Below are 17,074 nucleotides of genomic sequence, written 5' to 3'. Positions count from 1 at the left end.
CGATCAGTCGAGAATGAAGCTCTCCAAGTAGCCCGGGTCCGCGCGGTCGAGCATCGACTGCGCGCGGGCCTTGATCTGCCGGTCGCTGCTCCCGCCCTCCGGCAGCAGCCAGAAGCGGCCCTCCCGCACGCCGTCCAGCACGAAGTCCGCCACCTCCTCCACCGGCGTGAACGTCACCTCGCGCCCGGCCTCCCGCATCGCCGCCTCGAACTGCGCCAGCGAGCGGTACGGGGTCTTGCGCGGCCGCGTCTTGGCGTACCGCTCGGGCCTGTTGCGGTACGACTCCCAGAGCCCGGTGCGCAGCATGTGCGGGCCCGGGAAGAGGACCGAGCAGCCCACCCGCGCGCCCTCGTCGTGCAGTTGGGCGTAGAGCGACTCGGTCATGGTCACCACGGCCGCCTTGGTCACCGCGTACACCGAGGCCGTCGGCAGCGGGGCGATCCCGCCGTCGGCCGAGGAGGTGTTGACCACGTGCCCGGGCTCGCCGCCCGCGAGCATCCGCGGTACGAAGCTGCGGACGCCGTGGTATACGCCCCACACGTTGACGGCGAACGCCCAGCGCCAGTCGTTGAGTTCGTGCTCCCACATGCGCCCCTCGGCGCCGGAGCCCACGCCCGCGTTGTTGCACAGCACATGCACGGCGCCGAACTCCGCGTACGCCGCCTCGGCCAGCTCCTCCACCTGCTCCGGCTCACTCACGTCCACGACGTGGGGCAGCACCCGCGCCCCCTCCTCGCGCAGCAGGCCCGCGGCCTTGTCCAGCGCGCCCTCCTCCACGTCGGCGAGCACCACGCGCAGCCCCTCGGCGGCGAAACGGCGAGCCATGGCGAGCCCGACGCCGCTGGCCGCGCCGGTGACGACGGCGGTCTGTCCCTCGCGTATCTCCATCACGCACCCTCCTCGGGAGGCCCGTCGTGCACCTGGGCCGCGTCGTCGTAGCGCTGGTGCACATAGGGCAACAGGGCCTGGGCGCTGACCCGTTCGACCACCCGGCCGCGCTGCTCGCTGGTCTTCTCGCCGATGGTGATCTCCACCAGGCGCCGCACCGGGAGGTCGGCCACCGGGTCGTACGCCGACTCGCGCAGCAGCACCTCGCCGTCCACCGCCTCCAGCGAGCGCACCTTCTCCCGACGCGTGCAGTGCACCAGGAGCGGATCACCGTCCAGCCCCGAACCGTCCACCGCGGGAAGGAACTTGAAGTAGAAGTCCACCCTGCCCGCCGGCCCGTCCTCCGGTACGCCGTCCGGGTCGGGCGGCAGCGGCAGCGGGCCGCGCACGGTGCCGCGCACCTCGACGAAGTCCACGCCCTGCCTGCCCATCCGCGCCCGGACCGCCCCGGTGTCCGCGTCCCGCTCGACCTCCACCTCGCCGAGCTTCTTGGGCTCGCCGAACACCTCGCGCCCGCCGGTCAGCGCCCGCTCGTGCGTCATGGGCATCACCAGCGGATACCAGCCGGCCACGTCCCCGTGCCGCGCGGCCACCGCGAAGGAGCCCGCGCCGAGCGGGTAGCCGGGGAGCTGTACGGAGCTGATGTTCGCCCGCACCAGGGGCTGGTCGGCGGCCTTCAGCGGAGGCGGCAGCACAGCGGCCGCTGCCTCCGGATCGGTCTCCCACACCGCCACCACGCCGGTGGACCAGATGTCGGGGAGCCGCGAACCCGCCGCCCGCGCACGCGCGATCTCCTCCTCGCCACGCGGGCCGTACCGTACGCGCGCCATGGCGCACCGCCCTTCTCGTCGACTGCCCTCGCCGCGCCGCCCGCCCCCGTACGGCGCCCCCGTCGCGGTATCTGACACACCGTTACCTCAGAAGGCGCGAAGGGTGAAGGGCCGGGCGCGGACGGGGTGCGGCGGGGGTGCGGGAAGGGGCGCGTGAGCAGGCACGGGAACACGCACAAGGACAAGGGGACGAACCACTGGGCATTTCGCCCGATTCGCCCGCTCCGTACGCGGTGCCGTCCGCGGCGCTTCCTGCGCTGTCAGTGCCGCCCCGTATTCTCTGGGACCATGCTCGAAGACCAGACGGCAGCCGCTCCGCAACTCCCCGCGCAGCCGCACGCGCAGTCCGCCGCCGGCACAGGCGCGCCGCTTCCCGCGGACCGCGGCGGCTGGCCGGACGGCTATCCCGCTGGCTATGCGGTGGTCGACGTCGAGACCACCGGACTCGCGCGCGAGGACCGCATCGTCTCCGCCGCCGTCTATCGCCTGGACGCCCGCGGCGAGGTCGAGGACCACTGGTATTCGCCGGTCAATCCGCAGCGCGACCCCGGCCCGGTGTGGATCCACGGGCTGACCGCCGAAGACCTCGCGGACGCGCCGCTGTTCACCGACATCGCCGAGGAGTTCGCCGCGCGCCTGGAGGGCCGCGTGCTGGTCGCGCACAACGCGCTCTTCGACTGGTCGATGATCGCCCGCGAGTATGCGCGGGCCGAGCGCACCGCGCCCGTGCGCCAGCGGCTGTGCACCATCGCGCTCGCCAAGGAGCTCTCGCTCCCGCTGCCCAACCACAAGCTGGAGTCCCTCGCCGCGCACTATGGCGTCGAGCAGCAGCGCGCCCACCACGCGCTGGACGACGCGCGGGTGCTGGCCGAGGCGTTCCGGCCCAGCCTGCGCGCGGCCGTCGAGCGCGGGGTGCGGCTCCCGCTGCTGGCCTGCCGCCCGCTCACCGAGTGGTCGGACAGCCCGGCGGGCGGCGGACGCGCGGACGGCCCGCAGGGCGGGGGTCATGGCGGGAGTTACGGCGGCGGGTATGCGCGCCGCCCCGCCTCCGGCACCTGGCGCCCCTCCCGCAAGCGCCCCAAGTGCCCCTATCCCAACCCCGGCAGGTTCGATCCCGGCGGCCGTCTGAAGCAGGGCATGCGGGTCGCCATCTCCGGCGACACCACCGTGGACCGCGAGCTGCTGGAGGACCGCGCCATCGAGGCGGGGCTGCACATCGCGAGCAGCGTCTCCCGGCTGACCAGCGTGCTGGTGACCAACGACCCGGACGCGGCCACCTCCAAGGTGGAGAAGGCCCGCTCCTTCGGCACCCCGGTCATCGACGAGGCCGCCTTCAGCCAGCTCCTGCAGGACGTGGTCCCCGCCACCCCGCAGGGCTGACCCGGGCCAGGACCCCGAATCCGCGCCGGGTAACGTCAGGAGACGTGTACCGCTTCCTGTTGACCCGGCAGTGGGTGATCCTCACCCTCATCACCCTCGTGCTCATCCCCGTGATGATCAAGCTGGGCTTCTGGCAGCTGCACCGGCACGAGGCCAAGGTCGCCCACAACCAGCTCATCGCCTCCAGCATCAACGCGCCCCCCGAGCCGGTCACCAGGCTGTCCGGGGTGGGCCGCGAGCCGAAGGACGACGACCAGTTCCGCACCGTGTCGGCCACCGGCAGGTACGACACCGCGCACGAGTCCGTGGTCAGGCAGCGCACCGCCGCCGACGAGCAGACCATCGGGTACTACGTGCTGACCCCGCTCATCCAGAAGGACGGAACCGCGGTGCTGGTCAACCGGGGCTGGATCGAGGCGGACGGCGATCTGACGAAGTTCCCCAAGACCCCGGCGCCGCCCAAGGGCGAGGTCACCGTCACCGGCCGGATGATGGCCGACGAGACCAGCGCGCAGAGCGGCATCAAGGACAAGGGCGACCTGCCGCCCCGCCAGGTGATGCTGATCAACAGCAAGCAGCAGACGAGGATGCTGCACCGCGACGTCGTCGGCGGCTACGTCCAGCTCACCGACACCTCGCCGAAGCCGCAGGGCAAGCAGCCGGAGAAGGTTCCCGAGCCCGAACACGACAGCATCGGCCCGCACATGGCGTACGCGGTCCAGTGGTGGCTGTTCGCCGCCGCGGTCCCGGTCGGCTGGGTCGTCCTCGCACGCCGCGAACGCCGCGACCGGCTGGAGGCGGCGGCACGCGGCGCGGAGTCGGCCGGGGACGGTGCGGGGGGCTCGCCCGCTCCGGAGAGCTCGACGCCGGGCCTCGTACCGGAACCCGCCTCGGGAGAGAACGCCGACCCCGTACAGGCCCCGGAAGCAGAGCCCGCCGAGGAGCCCCGGGAGCAGCAGCCCGCACAGGAGCAGCCCACCCCGGAGCAGCAGCCCGAGCAGGAACAGCCCGCACAGGAGCAGACAGGGCAGGAGCAGACAGAGCAGCCCGCGCAGGACGACGCCCCCGCCCCCGCGGAGCGCCTCAGCATGGCGGACCTGACCTCCCTCACCAGGACCGGCGGCCCCTCGCGCGGCGGCCGGCCTCCGCAGCGCGGCGGGCGCCCCGGCAGGCCCAACCCCCCGAAGAACACCTCGCGCTGACCGGCAAGGCACACTGAGCGGCATGGATCTCGGACTCAAGGACCGCGTCTACATCGTCACCGGCGGCACCCGCGGGCTCGGCTTCGCCACCGCGCAGCAGCTCGTGGCCGAGGGCGCCAAGGTGATCGTCTCCGGCCGCGACGACGAGTCGGCCGGCGCGGCGGCCGACAGCCTCGGCACGGACTCGGCCGAGGGCGTCGCCGCCGACAACGCGGCGGAGGACGCCGCGCCCCGGCTCATCGAGGCCGCGCGCCGCCGCTTCGGCCGCGTCGACGGCGTGCTGGTCAGCGTCGGCGGCCCGCCCGCCGGCGTCCCGGCCGACAGCATCTCCGACGAGCAGTGGCGCGACTCCTTCGAGTCGGTCTTCCTGGGCGCCGTACGCCTCGCCCGCACCGCCGCGGCCGAGCTCGGCGACGGCGGCGTGATCGGCTTCGTGCTGTCCATGTCGGTGTACGAGCCGATCCCCGGGCTCACGATCTCCAACGGCCTGCGCCCCGGACTGAACGGCTTCGCGAAGACCCTGGCCAACGAGCTGGGCCCGCGCGGCATCCGCGTCATCGGCCTGGCGCCGGGCCGGATCGGCACCGAGCGGATGCAGTACCTCGACTCCGTCGCGGGCAAGGGCGACGGCGAGGCGGCCCGCTCCCGCAACGAGCAGGGCATCCCGCTGCGCCGCTACGGCACCCCCGAGGAGTTCGGCCGCACCGCGGCCTTCCTCCTCTCCCCCGCCGCCTCCTACCTGACCGGCATCACGGTCCCGGTGGACGGCGGCTCCCGGCACAGCCTCTGAGAGCACAGCCCCTGAGCCGCGGCCGTACGGGGTTCCCGCGGTCCGCCCTCCTCCGGGGCGGACCGCGCACTCACCGCACGAGCCGCGCACTCACAGCACGCGCCGCGCCCTCAACTCACCCGCTCGGCCCGGTGCCTCGCACACCGCAGCCGCACCTCTGCGGGCAGCCGGTCCAGTCCCGCCGACGCCCGCGCGTGCTCCAGCGCCGTGCCGCGCAATCCCGCCACCGCGGCGGCCGGTTCCGCGTGCGGCTCCAGCAGCAGGCCCACCCGCGCGCGCGGACGCGTCCGCTTCCTGCCCACCAGGGAGACCCGCGCCCGGCCCACGCCCTTCATCGACTCGGCCTCGGCCGCCACCACGTCCTCCAGCGCCCGCCCCCGTACGAGCGCGCCGGCGCCGTCCCCCGAGTCGACCAGCACCTCGTTCAGCCTCCGCCGCCGGGACTGCGCCAGCAGCCACCACAGGAACAGCACCACCAGCACGCCGAGCACCACGAACACCACCGGCCACCACCAGCCCTCGGCCCGCCACTGCGTCCTGTCGTGCGCGGTCAGCAGCACATCGCCGGGCCGGGCCCACGGCCACCAGCCGGGCACGGAGACCTTCCCTCGCTTGAACAGGTCGAGCCCGCCCGCCAGCGCGGCCAGCCCGGCGCCCAGCAGCACCAGCCCGACCAGACCGAGCAGCACCCGGTTCACGGTCCGCAGCATCCGTCCTCCTCAGCCTCGCCGCCGCGGCGGCGCGCATCAGCCCTTCGCGGCAGGCCGCCGCACCCGCGCCTTCACCCGCATCCGCCGGGCGAGCCCCAGCTCCCGTACGCCGTCGGCCAGTACGGCGTCCAGGTCGGAGCGCACCTCGTCCAGGTCGCGGAAGTGCGACTGCACCCGCGCCTTGACCTTGCGCCGCCCCACGCCGACCCGCACCGACTGCACCCCGGACACCGCCATGGCCCGGTCCCGCAGCACCAGGGCCGCGGCGCTCCGCTCCAGGCCCGCGCGCACCTCAGGGCCCTCCCTGCGCATCGGCAGCACGCCGCGCAGCCCCGGCGTCAGGGCCAGCACGATCAGCCAGAGCCCGAGCACCGCGGCCACCGCGGCGCCGGCGATCACCACCGTGCTGTCCAGCCGGGTCGTCGCCAGGTCCTCGGCCAGCGTCCGCCGCCAGGGCATCGCCGTACGGCCGCCGCGCACCGAGGCCACGTCGTACAGCAGCACCCCGACCGCGGCCAGCAGCACCAGCGCCACCAGCGCCGCGGGCACCCGCCGCGCGGACCAGAAGCGGTGCGCCCGACCGCCCGCTTCCGGCTCCCGCTCGGGCCCCGGCGCGGGTTCCTTCTCCAGGCTCGGCCCCTTCTCCTGAGCCGGTCCCTTCTCCAGGGTCGGAAGGCGCTGGGTGCTCTCGGCGCTCCCCGCGCCTCCCGCCGTACCCTCCGTACGCTCCTCTTCGCTCACCGGACCCTCCCGAGGGCCTCGCCTCCGAGGTACGGGGAGTGCAGCCGCTCGACCTCCACGGCGACCTCCCGCACCTCGGTCCCGGCCAACTCGCCCACCCGCGCGGCCACCTGCCGGCGCACCGCGGCGCACTGCGCCCCGATGTCGGACGGATAGCCCAGCTCGACGACCACCCGCACCCGCGCCTTCTCGCCCTGCACGGAGACCGTCGCGCGGGGTCCCTGACGGCCGCGGAGCGGCGCGGGCGGACCCGTGCCGCGCTCTGCGCGCAGCGCCTCGCGCGCGGCCTGCGCCGCGATCTTGGCGAGCACCCGGTCGGCGATCCGCGTCGAACCGCGCTCCGCCGCCTCGGTGCCTCCGGTGCCCTCCGGTGCGCCGCGCGCCCCGTCACGGGCCCCGTCGGCGACGGCGGTCGCTCCGCCCGAGGGCGCGCCCTCCGCCCCGTTCACCGCTCAGCCCCGCCGGCCGCTGTCGCGCCTGCGGAAGAAGTCCCCCATCTCCAGGTCCCCCTCGAGGAACCTCCCGGCCACGAAGCCGATCGCGCCCAGGGCCGCGACCAGGACGAAGGCTCCGAAGCCGCCGAAGAATCCGGCGAAGCCCAGTGCCATTCCGGCGATCATGCCGATTCCGGCCATGCTCATCCCGCGCTCCTTCGCTGCGGCAGCGCACCGCGCCGCACTAGGGGACCCGCTACTTCAAGCGGGGCTTCTCCGGTTCTTCCTCGTCGGAGTCCTCGTCCTCGTCGGGCAGCTTCACATCGCTCACCGCGATGTTGACCTCGACGACCTCGAGTCCCGCCATCTGCTCGACGGCACCGATGACATTGGCCCGCACCGTGCGCGCCACCTTGGCGATGTCGACCCCGTACTCGACGACGATCTCCAGATCGAGCGCGGTCTGCACCTCGCCGACCTCGGCCTTGACGCCGCGGGTCACCGACTTCCCGCCGCCGGGCACCCGGTCCCGCACGGCGCCGAACGTACGTGAGAGCCCGCCGCCCATCGCGTGGACGCCGACGACATCGCGTGCGGCCATCCCCGCGATCTTCTCGACCACTCCGTCGGCGATGGTGGTACGCCCGCGCTCGGCGGGCTCGGGCAGCGCGGCCCCCGAGGAGCCCTTGCCCGAGGCCTGCGCGCCGGAGGGACCGGAGGATCCGGAGGAACCCGAGGGCTCGGGGCGGTTACCGGCAGTGCTGTCCGACATGGCCTTCACACCCTTTCCGAGGGACGGAGCGGCCTGCCGCTCCGCAGCCCACGGTAAGCGCGGCCCCCGCGCCCCGCCCCCTGCGCGAACGGCCGAACGAGTGAGCACACGTGCCCCCGTCCGAGAAAGGGCCGACGGCCGTCGTACGCGGGGTCAGCCTCAGTCGGCGAGCCCCGCCAGGTCCCGCAGCCGCCGCCCCTGCGCCGCGCGCTCGGCGCTCCGCTGCTCCTCGTACGTGCGCGAGACGGCGCCCGCCAGCAGGGCCTTCGTCTCGATCACCGCGTCGCGCGGCGCCGCCAGCAGCGCGGCCGCCAGGTCGCCCACCGCGCCGTCCAGCTCCTCGCGCGGCACCACGAGATTGGCCAGCCCGGTGCGCTCGGCCTCGTCGCCGTGCACGAAGCGCCCGGTCGCGCAGATCTCCAGCGCCCGGGCGTAACCGACGAGATGGACCAGCGGGTGGGTGCCGGTCAGATCCGGCACCAGACCCAGGCTGGTCTCCTTCATGGAGAACTGGACGTCATCGGCGCACACCCGCAGGTCGCAGGCCAGCGCGAGCTGGAAGCCCGCACCGACCGCGTGCCCCTGCACCGCGGCGACGGTGATCACGTCATTGCGCCGCCACCAGGTGAACGCCTCCTGGTACTCGGCGATGATCGCGTCCAGCTCGCTCTCCGGGCCGCGCGCCATGTCCAGGAAGGACGGCTCGCCCTCGAAGCCCTCGGGCGTGAACGCCTGCCGGTCCAGGCCGGCGGAGAAGGACTTGCCCTCGGCCCGCAGCACCACGGCACGCACGTCGCCCGGGAGCTCGCGCCCCGCTTTGGCCAGCGCCCGCCACAGGGCCGGCGACTGGGCGTTCCGCTTGTCCGGATTGGCGAGGGTGACCGTGGCCACCTCGCCCTCCGTGGTCAGCCGTACGCCGTGCTGGTCCAGCAGGGGCTGCGAGGTCATCCGACACTCCTCCGGTGGTTGCTCCGCGGCTAAGTTAACCGAAGAGTAACCACCGGAGCAGCACGCTTGGAAGCCCTGCCCCAGGTCAGGACGAGGACGACTTCTTGCCTCGTGTCGCTCCGCCGCGACCGCGCAGGGTCACGCCGGACTCGCTGAGCATCCGGTGGACGAACCCGTAGGAGCGGCCCGTCTCTTCGGCCAGCGCCCGGATGCTCGCACCGGAGTCGTACTTCTTCTTGAGGTCTGCCGCGAGCTTTTCGCGCGCGGCGCCGGTTACCCGGCTGCCCTTCTTCAGAGTCTCGGCCACCCGTGCCTCCTCGTGGGAAGTGCGCTCTGTGACTCTCATGATCACCCCTCCCCCCACTTCTGGCCACCCATTCGGCAAGGTCCGTCGAAGACCCGGGGACGGGCCGCGGGCGCGATATTCCGCCGGAATACGCGATTCCGTGCGGTGCTTCCCCTGGGCAGCGCGGGGCCCCTCGGCGAACCGGCTGGTCAGCAATGCGACGGGGGTGCGCGGCCCGCACACAGGCGGCGCATAGCCGATGCCCGTGCGCCCGGCGTACGGCCACGCCGGAGTACGAGCCGCCCTCACTCAGATGAAGGATCACCGGTCGGCCGAATGATCCAGAAGCCGGTGATCATGCGATCCGGCGGCGTCATCCCGCGCGTGCGCGGGGCGTCAGGCGAGGGCGACCAGCTCCGCGTACTCGTCGCCCCACAGGTCCTCGACGCCGTCCGGGAGCAGGATGATCCGCTCCGGCTGGAGCGCCTCGACCGCGCCCTCGTCGTGGGTGACCAGGACGACGGCGCCGGTGAAGGTGTGCAGCGCGCCGAGGATCTCCTCGCGGCTGGCCGGGTCGAGGTTGTTGGTGGGCTCGTCGAGGAGCAGCACGTTCGCCGCTGAGACCACCAGGGTGGCCAGCGCGAGGCGGGTCTTCTCGCCGCCGGAGAGCACCCCGGCCGGCTTGTCCACGTCGTCGCCGGAGAAGAGGAAGGAGCCCAGCGTCTTGCGGATCTCGACCAGGTCCATGTCGGGGGCCGAGGAGCGCATGTTCTCCAGCACCGTGCGGTCCGGGTCGAGGGTCTCGTGCTCCTGCGCGTAATAGCCGAGCTTGAGGCCGTGACCCTCGACGACCTTGCCGGTGTCCGGCTCCTCGACGCCGCCCAGGAGGCGGAGCAGGGTCGTCTTGCCCGCGCCGTTGAGGCCGAGGATGACCACGCGTGAGCCCTTGTCGACGGCCAGGTCGACGCCGGAGAAGATCTCCAGCGAGCCGTACGACTTCGAGAGGTCCTCCGCCATGAGCGGGGTCTTGCCGCAGGGCGCGGGCTCGGGGAAGCGGAGCTTGGCGACCTTGTCGCTCTGCCGCTCGGCCTCCAGGCCGGACATCAGCTTCTCGGCGCGGCGCGCCATGTTCTTGGCGGCGACGGCCTTGGTGGCCTTGGCGCCCATCTTGGCGGCCTGCGCGGAGAGCGCCGTGGCCTTCTTCTCGGCGTTGGCGCGCTCGCGCTTGCGGCGCTTCTCGTCGTCCTTGCGCTGGGTGAGGTACTGCTTCCAGCTCATGTTGTAGATGTCGATCGCCGAGCGGTTGGCGTCCAGGTAGAACACCTTGTTCACCACGGTCTCGATCAGCGCCTCGTCGTGGGAGATCACGATCAGGCCGCCGCGGTAGTTCTTCAGGAAGTCGCGCAGCCAGACCACCGAGTCGGCGTCGAGGTGGTTGGTGGGCTCGTCCAGGAGCAGGGTGTCGGCGTCCGAGAAGAGGATGCGGGCCAGCTCGACGCGGCGCCGCTGGCCGCCGGAGAGGGTGTGCAGCGGCTGGCCGAGGATGCGGTCCGGCAGATTGAGGCTGGCCGCGATGGTGGCGGCCTCGGACTCGGCCGCGTACCCGCCCTTGGTCAGGAATTCGGTCTCCAGGCGCTCGTACTTCTTCATCGCCTTCTCGCGGGTGGCGCCCTGGCCGTTCGCGATGCGGTCCTCGTTCTCGCGCATCTTGCGGATGACGGTGTCCAGGCCGCGCGCGGAGAGGATGCGGTCGCGGGCCAGCACGTCCAGGTCGCCGGTGCGCGGGTCCTGCGGGAGGTAGCCGACCTCGCCGCCGCGGCTGATGGTGCCGGCGGTGGGCTGGGCCTCTCCGGCGAGGCACTTCGTCATCGTGGTCTTACCGGCGCCGTTGCGCCCGACGAGGCCGATGCGGTCGCCCTGGGCGACGCGGAAGGAGGCGGATTCGATCAGTACACGCGCACCAACGCGCAGTTCGAGGCCGGAAACGGTGATCACGGAGGACTTCTCCAGGCATGAGGGACGGACGTACGGACGGCTGAGGGCGTTCGTACGCCTGCTAATGCACGAGGAGGGAATCCATGACCACCAGTCTAACGGCGGTCGGCAAACGAATATCCGGCGACTGTCAGTGGCCGTCGACACACTGCGGGACGGCGACGGCCACCGCCTCGGCCCCCGTCTCAGGCGCCGCCCTTGTGGACCTGGAAGGCCGCCCGGCGCACCGCCTTGGCCAGCGCGGGGTCGGGGTGCGCCGCCGCGAGCGCGACCAGCACCTGCACGGTGCGCGGGTGCCCCGTGGCGCGCACCTCCTCCAGCAGCGCGGGCACCGAGCTCTGCACGGCGGTCTCCAAGTGGTCCACGAGCAGCCGCTGTTCGCCGTGGTCGGCCACGGCTGCCGCGGTGTCCACCCACAGCCAGGTGGCCTCCTCGCGGGAGAGCACGCCGGGTGCTCCGCCCGCCAGGTCCTCGGGGTCCGCGCCGTCCAGCTCGGCGAGCCACAGCAGCGCGTAGGGGCGCAGCGTCTGCTCCTCGGACGCCTGCCGTACGGACTGCTCGGCCGGGCCGCCCACCGTGCGCAGCGCCTCGAAGGCCAGCCCGCGGATCAGCGCGTCCTCGCCCCGCGCGGCCTCCAGCAGCTCGGCGACGGCGGGGCCCGTGGGGCGGGCCGCGAGCCAGGCGCGGTACTCGTCGCGTGCCGGGCCCGGGGTGAGGCGGGCGCAGCCGCGCAGCATGTCCTCGGCGGACTGCTCGATGTTGCCCGCGGGGCTCTGCGCCGCGACGCAGATCTGCTCCAGCTTGGTCCATACCGCCCAGTTGCCGAGCGGGGTGAGGACGGCCGAGCCGCGGCGTACGGCTCCGTTCGGCCCGGCGGCCGCCCCGGTCGCGGTCTCGTCGGGGCAGCGGGTGAGGGCGCCGACGGCGGCGAGGCCGTCCAGGGCCCAGTCGAGCAGCGCGGGCAGCGCGCCGGCCAGGGCCTCCTCGCCCTGCGCGGCGGCTTCGCCCTGCGCGGGGGCCTCGGGCTGCGCGGCGGCCTCGGGCTGCGCGGGCGCTTCCTGCGGGGTCCGGGCCTGGCCCGCCTGGTGTGCGCCGCGCTCGGCGCGCAGCTCGGCGATCCTGCGGGCCAGCAGGTCGTGCAGGTCGTGGAAGGTCACGGGACCCGCGGAGAGGTGCAGCACGGAGAGGAACTGCGGCACGGCTTCGACGACTTCGGACACCAGGGACGGGTCGGCAGGCGCCGGTGCGGGGAAGGCGAGGGACCAGCCGTCGAAGAGGGCGACCCAGCCGCGCAGTACCGCGCCGTCGTCGCGGTCCCAGGCGCGCAGCCGCCACCCGGCGCGGGTGGTGCCGTCGTGCAGCTCGACGAGCCCGGCGAGGCGGGCTCTGTCCCACTGGGTGCGGACCTGGGGTGCCGTCAGGCGCAGCGCGGCGGCGGCGCGTTCGGCCTCGGGGCCCGCGTCGGGTACGGCGCCCTGCCGCTCGGCCCAGCGTGCGAGCCGTACGGCCTCGGCGAGAGCGGCGCGCGCCTGGCGGGCGAGCTGCTCGCGCGGCGGCATGCCCTCCGGGGGTCTCGGCGCCGAACGCGGGCTGCGCGGCGCCGACACGGTGCGGCGGGCGGCGGCTACGGGACGGCGTTGGACCAGACGGAGGCGGTTGTCTCGCGGTGTACGGGACTGCGTCACAGGAGCAGTCTTCATGCTGTACCGGCAAAACCCAAACAGGGAGCGGAATTTGGGCCTCCGGCCCCTGTCCTCCGGGGGTCGGCGCTTGTCTTCCGGGGGCCGGCGCTCACATCAGCGGGACCAGGAAGCGGCGCAGGGTCTCCTCGTAGTGTCCGGGGGCCGCGTTCCACATCGCCGCGTGCGGGGCCTTGTCGACCTGGTGGAGGGTCACCAGGTCGGGGCGGGCCGCGGCCAGGTCCTGGGAGTTCGCGAAGGGGGCCACCGTGTCGTCGGGGCCGTGCAGGATCAGGGTCGGCACGGCGACGCGGGAGGGGTCGGCTGCCTCCGCGAGGCGCTCCGCGTGCAGCCCCGTACGCCCCTCGGCCGCGCGCACGGCGAGCGGCAGCAGCGGGCGCGGCAGGTGCCGGGCGGCGGCGAGGGCGCGCAGCGCGGACTGCCACTCCAGCACAGGGGAGTCCAGTACGAGGCCCGCCACCCGGTCCCGCAGCGCCGAACTCGCCGAGGCGTGCAGCGCCATGGAGGCGCCGGTGGACCAGCCGTGCAGGATGACGCCGCGGGCCCCGTGCCGTACCGCGTACCGGATCGCGGCGTCCAGGTCGCGCCACTCCGCGTCGCCGAGGTGGCCGACGCCGTCGGAGGGCGGGGGCGCGCCGGGGTCGCCGCGGTAGGCGAGGGCGAGGACGGGGAGCCGGAGCCCGGCGAGGAAGGGCAGCACGCAGAGCGGCTGCTCGCGGGTGGCGCCGAGGCCGTGCACGGTGATGACCCACACGTCCCGCTCGCCGGGCACGAACCAGGCGGGCAGCGCGCCGAGTTCGCCCGGGACCTCGACGTCGGCGCAGTGCAGCCCGAGCGCGTCGCGCGGGTCGCCCACGTGCACCTGCGGGGTGAGCCGCACCTTGTCGCCCGGGTGCAGCCCGCCGTGGGTGACCCGCTCCAGCCTCCGTACGACGGTGTCGGCCGAGGAGTCCTCCTCCAGCACGGGACCGATCACGGCGTGCGTGCCGCGTCCGACCAGCCCGTACGTGCCGGGGAGGCCGGCCGACAGGGAGCGGGTGAGCACGACCCTGGAGGGGTCCGCGTCGTGCACGATGAGGGCGCGGCGGCCCTCGAAGCCCGCGGGCAGCGGGGCGCGCTCGGAGCGGTGGCGCGCGGGCCGGAGCGCGGCGCCCGCCGCGTACCGTCCGGCCGCGAGCGCGGCCGCGCCGGCACCGAGTGCGGAGGCTGCGGCCAGGGCCGCCGTGGTACGCGTACGCATGCCCGACAGTGTCGGCCCGCCGGGAGCCGTGCTGCCAGTGGGCGGTGCCGGGTGGGTGAGAGCCTGTGTCATGTCCTCGGTCGGATCAGCGTGCGGCGTCTGGTGCGTGCGATCGCAAGGCGCCGGAAGGTCCTTGTAGCGGAGCTACCAGGGCCTTTCGGCAACGCCGCGAGCGTGCGTGCCAGGCGGCGCACGCCCGGCCGGGGACATGACACAGGCTCTGCGAGCGCGGCGGGCCGCCGTCAGCGCTCCTCGGGCGCGGGGCGCTGGCCGTAGCCGCGCAACTTCCGCGCCACGCGGTCGAGTTCGTCCGGCGGGATCAGCGAGGGCTCGCGTCCGGGCAGCCCGGAGGCGGTGAGCCACACGCGGCACATCCATTCAAGCTGCGCGGTGCGGTCGTAGGCCTGGTCGAGGGTGGCGCCGTAGGCCATCGTGCCGTGGTTCTGCAGCAGGCAGGCGTTGCGGTCGCGAAGGGCGTCGAGCATGTGGTCGGCGAGCTCGTCGCTGCCGTAGGTGGCGTACGGGGCGACGCGTACGGGACCGCCCAGCGCCGCCGCCATGTAGTGGATCGGCGGCAGCTCCTCGACGAGAGTGGAGACGGCGGTGGCGTGCACGGCGTGGGTGTGCACCACGGCCTGCGCGTCGGTGTTGCGGTACACGGCGAGGTGCATCGGCAGCTCGCTGGTCGGTCGCGGGCCGTCGTCGGCCGGCCGCCCGTCGAGCTCGACCGCGCACAGGTCCTCGGGGCCCAGCCGGTCGTAGGGGACCCCCGTCGGGGTGACGAGCACGGTGTCGCCGACGCGCACCGAGACGTTGCCCGAGGTGCCGACGACGAGGCCGTCCTCGACGGTCCTGCGGGCGGTGTCCACCAGCTTCTGCCAGGCGTCCTGCAGCTGCATATGCCTTACCTCCGGGACCGGACCCTACTCGTTGCCCTGGCCAATGGCCGTTCCGGGCACCCTGGACGGGGCGGTGAAGTCCGGGCATGTGCCGGGCAGTTCACGGCGTCGCGAGGGGCCTCCAGGCGTGTGATCCACAGCACACAACAGGCGTCGGGGAGCGACATCGCGGCGCCCGCCGCAGTTCACCTTCCGTTCACTCGCCGTACCTACGTTCACCGAGTCATTAACCTTCGAACTGATTGTGCCTGGGTGAATGGAACACATCACGCTTCTCATCGGGATCGTGATCGTCACGGCCTTGGTGTTCGACTTTACGAACGGCTTCCACGACACGGCCAACGCCATGGCCACCACCATCTCCACCGGGGCACTCAAGCCCAAGACCGCGGTGGCGATGTCGGCGGCCCTCAACCTCGTCGGCGCTTTCATCTCCGTCGAGGTCGCAAAGACCATCTCCTCGGGGCTCATTGACAATGAATCGGGCATCAAGCCCGAAGTCATCTTCGCCGCTCTCGTCGGCGCCATCATCTGGAATCTGCTGACCTGGCTCGCCGGTCTGCCCTCCAGCTCCTCGCACGCGCTGATGGGCGGCCTGATGGGCGCGACCATCGCCTCCGTCGGATTCGGCGCGGTGAACGGCGACGTCGTCGTCATGAAGGTCCTCATCCCGGCCATAGCGGCCCCGCTGGTCGCGGGCATCGCCGCGATGCTGGCGACCCGGCTGACCTACCGGCTGGCGCACAAGGCGGGCGAGGAGCAGACCGCGAAGGGCTACCGCGCCGGTCAGATCACCTCGGCGGGACTGGTCTCGCTGGCCCACGGCACCAACGACGCGCAGAAGACCATGGGCGTCATCACCCTGGCACTGATCGCGGGCGGCGCGCTGGCGCCGGACGCCGATCCGCCGCTGTGGGTCATCGCCTCCGCGGGCCTGGCCATCGCGCTCGGCACCTACCTGGGCGGCTGGCGCATCATCCGCACCATGGGCAAGGGCATCACCGACATCCAGCCGCCGCAGGGCTTCGCGGCGCAGACCGGTGCGGCGGCCACCATCCTGGCCTCCTCGCACATCGGCTTCTCGCTCTCCACCACCCACGTCTGCTCCGGCGCGATCATGGGCTCGGGGCTCGGCAAGAAGGGCGGCGTGGTGCGCTGGTCGACCGCCGGACGGATGGTCGTGGGCTGGGCGCTCACGCTGCCCGCCGCGGGCCTCGTGGCCGGTGGTTCGGCGCTGCTGGCCAAGCAGGGCACCTGGGGCGTGGTCACGGTCGGCGTGCTGGCCCTGGCGATCTGCCTCGCCATCTGGGCGGCCGCGCGCCGCGAGCCGATCGACCACACCAACGTCAACGACGCGCAGGTCTCCCCCGCCGCCGAGGACGCCGGGGAGCCGCAGGGCGTGGTGACCGCCGCGGTGCGCGCGGTCAGCCCGCCGCCCGCTGCAGCGGCGGCGACGGCGGACGGGGACAAGCCCGTCGCCGGCGTCGGGGCCGAGGGTCCTGCCGCTCCGGCCAGGCAGCACACGGCCGGCGTTTCCTGAGGCCGCGACGGCCGAGAGAGAAAGAAGCAGGGTTATGGACATCGACTGGGCCGCACTCGGCGAGGTCTTCGGCGTCACGCTGGTGGCGACGGTCGGACTCGTGGGCGTCTTCACGCTCGGCATCGTGGGCTCCTCCGCACCGCGCGGGCAGGGCGGCGGCGCTCCGGCGCTCGCACGGACCGGCGCCGTGGCGTGCTTCGCGGTGTGCGCGGCCGCGGTGGCGTTCGGCATCTGGATCATCGCGGCGGGCGGCAAGTAGGCGCCCGCCGGCTTGTCGCAGCGTTCCCCCGGGCCCGGCGCCCGGGGGATTTCTGCTGCCGTACGGGACCTCCGTACTCCCCCGCGGAGAACCGCCGCACTCCCCCTCACCGAACCGCCGCACTCCGCGCGGTGGTATCGCTCACAGTCCGACGTCCCAGGTCAAGGCGAAGTTGACGGGGGTTCCCCCGCATGGTGGACTTCACGTTGCCCAGCGGCGGCAGGAGAGGAAGCCGGTGAGAATCCGGCGCGGTCCCGCCACTGTCACCGGGGAGCGCTCCCCCATCAACAGGCCACGGCCCAGGTGCTGAACCGGGCTGGAAGGCAAGGGGGTTGGTGCGCAGGCACCGCAGCGAGCGCCGATCCGGGAGCCAGGAGACTCTCGCCGCCGGACACGTCGAGCCAGGGCGAGGACCCTGAGTGAGGACACACCGCCATGCCTGGCACAGCGTCATATCCGT

Annotated in this window: 17 protein-coding genes, 1 pseudogene and 1 riboswitch; of the genes and pseudogenes, 5 read left to right on the top strand and 13 right to left on the bottom strand. The window is 73.5% G+C overall.

The features are described from left to right. Positions 1-3: 3 nt before the first annotated feature. Positions 4-888, bottom strand: a complete 885-nt coding sequence (locus ABEE00_RS32665; RefSeq protein WP_345749392.1) for an SDR family NAD(P)-dependent oxidoreductase — start codon at positions 886-888, stop codon at positions 4-6. Continuing rightward, positions 888-1,718, bottom strand: a complete 831-nt coding sequence (locus ABEE00_RS32660; RefSeq protein WP_345749391.1) for an acetoacetate decarboxylase family protein — start codon at positions 1,716-1,718, stop codon at positions 888-890. Before ABEE00_RS32660 ends, ABEE00_RS32665 begins: the two co-directional genes overlap by 1 nt. Before the next feature lie 288 nt (positions 1,719-2,006). On the opposite strand from ABEE00_RS32660, the gene ABEE00_RS32655 reads away from it, so the two are divergent. The 3 genes and pseudogenes from ABEE00_RS32655 to ABEE00_RS32645 all read left to right on the top strand — a co-directional run bounded on the left by ABEE00_RS32655 (position 2,007) and on the right by ABEE00_RS32645 (position 5,090). Then, entirely contained in the window at positions 2,007-3,098 is a 1,092-nt protein-coding gene (locus ABEE00_RS32655; RefSeq protein ID WP_345749390.1) for a DEDDh family exonuclease, read from the top strand. Positions 3,099-3,142: 44 nt separating this feature from the next. After that, a pseudogene (locus tag ABEE00_RS32650) lies at positions 3,143-3,914 on the top strand (SURF1 family cytochrome oxidase biogenesis protein); the annotation flags it as partial. A 408-nt stretch (positions 3,915-4,322) separates the two neighbouring features. Next, entirely contained in the window at positions 4,323-5,090 is a 768-nt protein-coding gene (locus ABEE00_RS32645; RefSeq protein ID WP_345749389.1) for an SDR family oxidoreductase, read from the top strand. Between the two features lie 110 nt (positions 5,091-5,200). Here the strand turns inward: ABEE00_RS32645 and amaP are convergent, their stop codons facing one another. The 11 genes from amaP to ABEE00_RS32590 form a co-directional block, all read right to left on the bottom strand. After that, positions 5,201-5,800 carry an alkaline shock response membrane anchor protein AmaP gene (gene amaP, locus ABEE00_RS32640; protein ID WP_345749388.1) on the bottom strand — a complete coding sequence of 200 codons (600 nt, stop codon included), beginning with the start codon at positions 5,798-5,800 and terminating at the stop codon, positions 5,201-5,203. Positions 5,801-5,836: 36 nt separating this feature from the next. Then, positions 5,837-6,541: a DUF6286 domain-containing protein gene (locus ABEE00_RS32635; RefSeq protein ID WP_345749387.1), complete on the bottom strand. Its 705-nt coding sequence runs from the start codon at positions 6,539-6,541 to the stop codon at positions 5,837-5,839. After that, positions 6,538-6,990: an Asp23/Gls24 family envelope stress response protein gene (locus ABEE00_RS32630; protein ID WP_345749386.1), complete on the bottom strand. Its 453-nt coding sequence runs from the start codon at positions 6,988-6,990 to the stop codon at positions 6,538-6,540. The genes ABEE00_RS32635 and ABEE00_RS32630 overlap by 4 nt, the downstream gene beginning before the upstream one ends. Before the next feature lie 3 nt (positions 6,991-6,993). After that, positions 6,994-7,182: a hypothetical protein gene (locus ABEE00_RS32625; RefSeq protein WP_345749385.1), complete on the bottom strand. Its 189-nt coding sequence runs from the start codon at positions 7,180-7,182 to the stop codon at positions 6,994-6,996. Between the two features lie 49 nt (positions 7,183-7,231). Then, a complete protein-coding gene (locus tag ABEE00_RS32620; RefSeq protein ID WP_345749384.1) occupies positions 7,232-7,747 on the bottom strand; it encodes an Asp23/Gls24 family envelope stress response protein in 516 nt (171 codons plus the stop codon). 159 nt (positions 7,748-7,906) lie between these two features. Next, positions 7,907-8,695 carry an enoyl-CoA hydratase/isomerase family protein gene (locus tag ABEE00_RS32615; protein ID WP_345749383.1) on the bottom strand — a complete coding sequence of 263 codons (789 nt, stop codon included), beginning with the start codon at positions 8,693-8,695 and terminating at the stop codon, positions 7,907-7,909. 85 nt (positions 8,696-8,780) lie between these two features. After that, positions 8,781-9,002, bottom strand: a complete 222-nt coding sequence (locus ABEE00_RS32610) for a helix-turn-helix domain-containing protein (protein WP_019358282.1) — start codon at positions 9,000-9,002, stop codon at positions 8,781-8,783. A gap of 375 nt (positions 9,003-9,377) precedes the next feature. Continuing rightward, positions 9,378-10,976: an ABC-F family ATP-binding cassette domain-containing protein gene (locus ABEE00_RS32605; RefSeq protein WP_345749382.1), complete on the bottom strand. Its 1,599-nt coding sequence runs from the start codon at positions 10,974-10,976 to the stop codon at positions 9,378-9,380. Positions 10,977-11,161: 185 nt separating this feature from the next. Further along, entirely contained in the window at positions 11,162-12,535 is a 1,374-nt protein-coding gene (locus ABEE00_RS32600; protein WP_345749381.1) for a hypothetical protein, read from the bottom strand. Between the two features lie 232 nt (positions 12,536-12,767). Continuing rightward, positions 12,768-13,916 carry an alpha/beta hydrolase gene (locus ABEE00_RS32595; protein ID WP_345749380.1) on the bottom strand — a complete coding sequence of 383 codons (1,149 nt, stop codon included), beginning with the start codon at positions 13,914-13,916 and terminating at the stop codon, positions 12,768-12,770. A 242-nt stretch (positions 13,917-14,158) separates the two neighbouring features. Beyond that, the gene (locus ABEE00_RS32590; protein ID WP_345749379.1) at positions 14,159-14,815 is read right to left on the bottom strand and encodes a class II aldolase/adducin family protein; all 657 of its coding nucleotides are present in this window, start codon (positions 14,813-14,815) and stop codon (positions 14,159-14,161) included. Positions 14,816-15,071: 256 nt separating this feature from the next. Between ABEE00_RS32590 and ABEE00_RS32585 the strand changes: the two genes are divergently transcribed. Both ABEE00_RS32585 and ABEE00_RS32580 read left to right on the top strand, forming a co-directional pair. Further along, on the top strand, positions 15,072-16,355 hold the full coding sequence (locus ABEE00_RS32585; protein WP_345749378.1) for an inorganic phosphate transporter: 1,284 nt from the start codon (positions 15,072-15,074) through the stop codon (positions 16,353-16,355). Between the two features lie 34 nt (positions 16,356-16,389). Beyond that, complete coding sequence (locus ABEE00_RS32580) at positions 16,390-16,614, top strand: hypothetical protein (protein WP_345749377.1); 225 nt, start codon at positions 16,390-16,392, stop codon at positions 16,612-16,614. A gap of 225 nt (positions 16,615-16,839) precedes the next feature. Further along, a riboswitch (cobalamin riboswitch) is annotated at positions 16,840-16,995 on the top strand. Positions 16,996-17,074 lie beyond the last annotated feature (79 nt).

Source organism: Streptomyces odontomachicola, from assembly GCF_039605595.1.
Lineage (GTDB): Bacteria > Actinomycetota > Actinomycetes > Streptomycetales > Streptomycetaceae > Streptomyces.
This window is presented reverse-complemented; position numbering and strand designations above follow the sequence as displayed.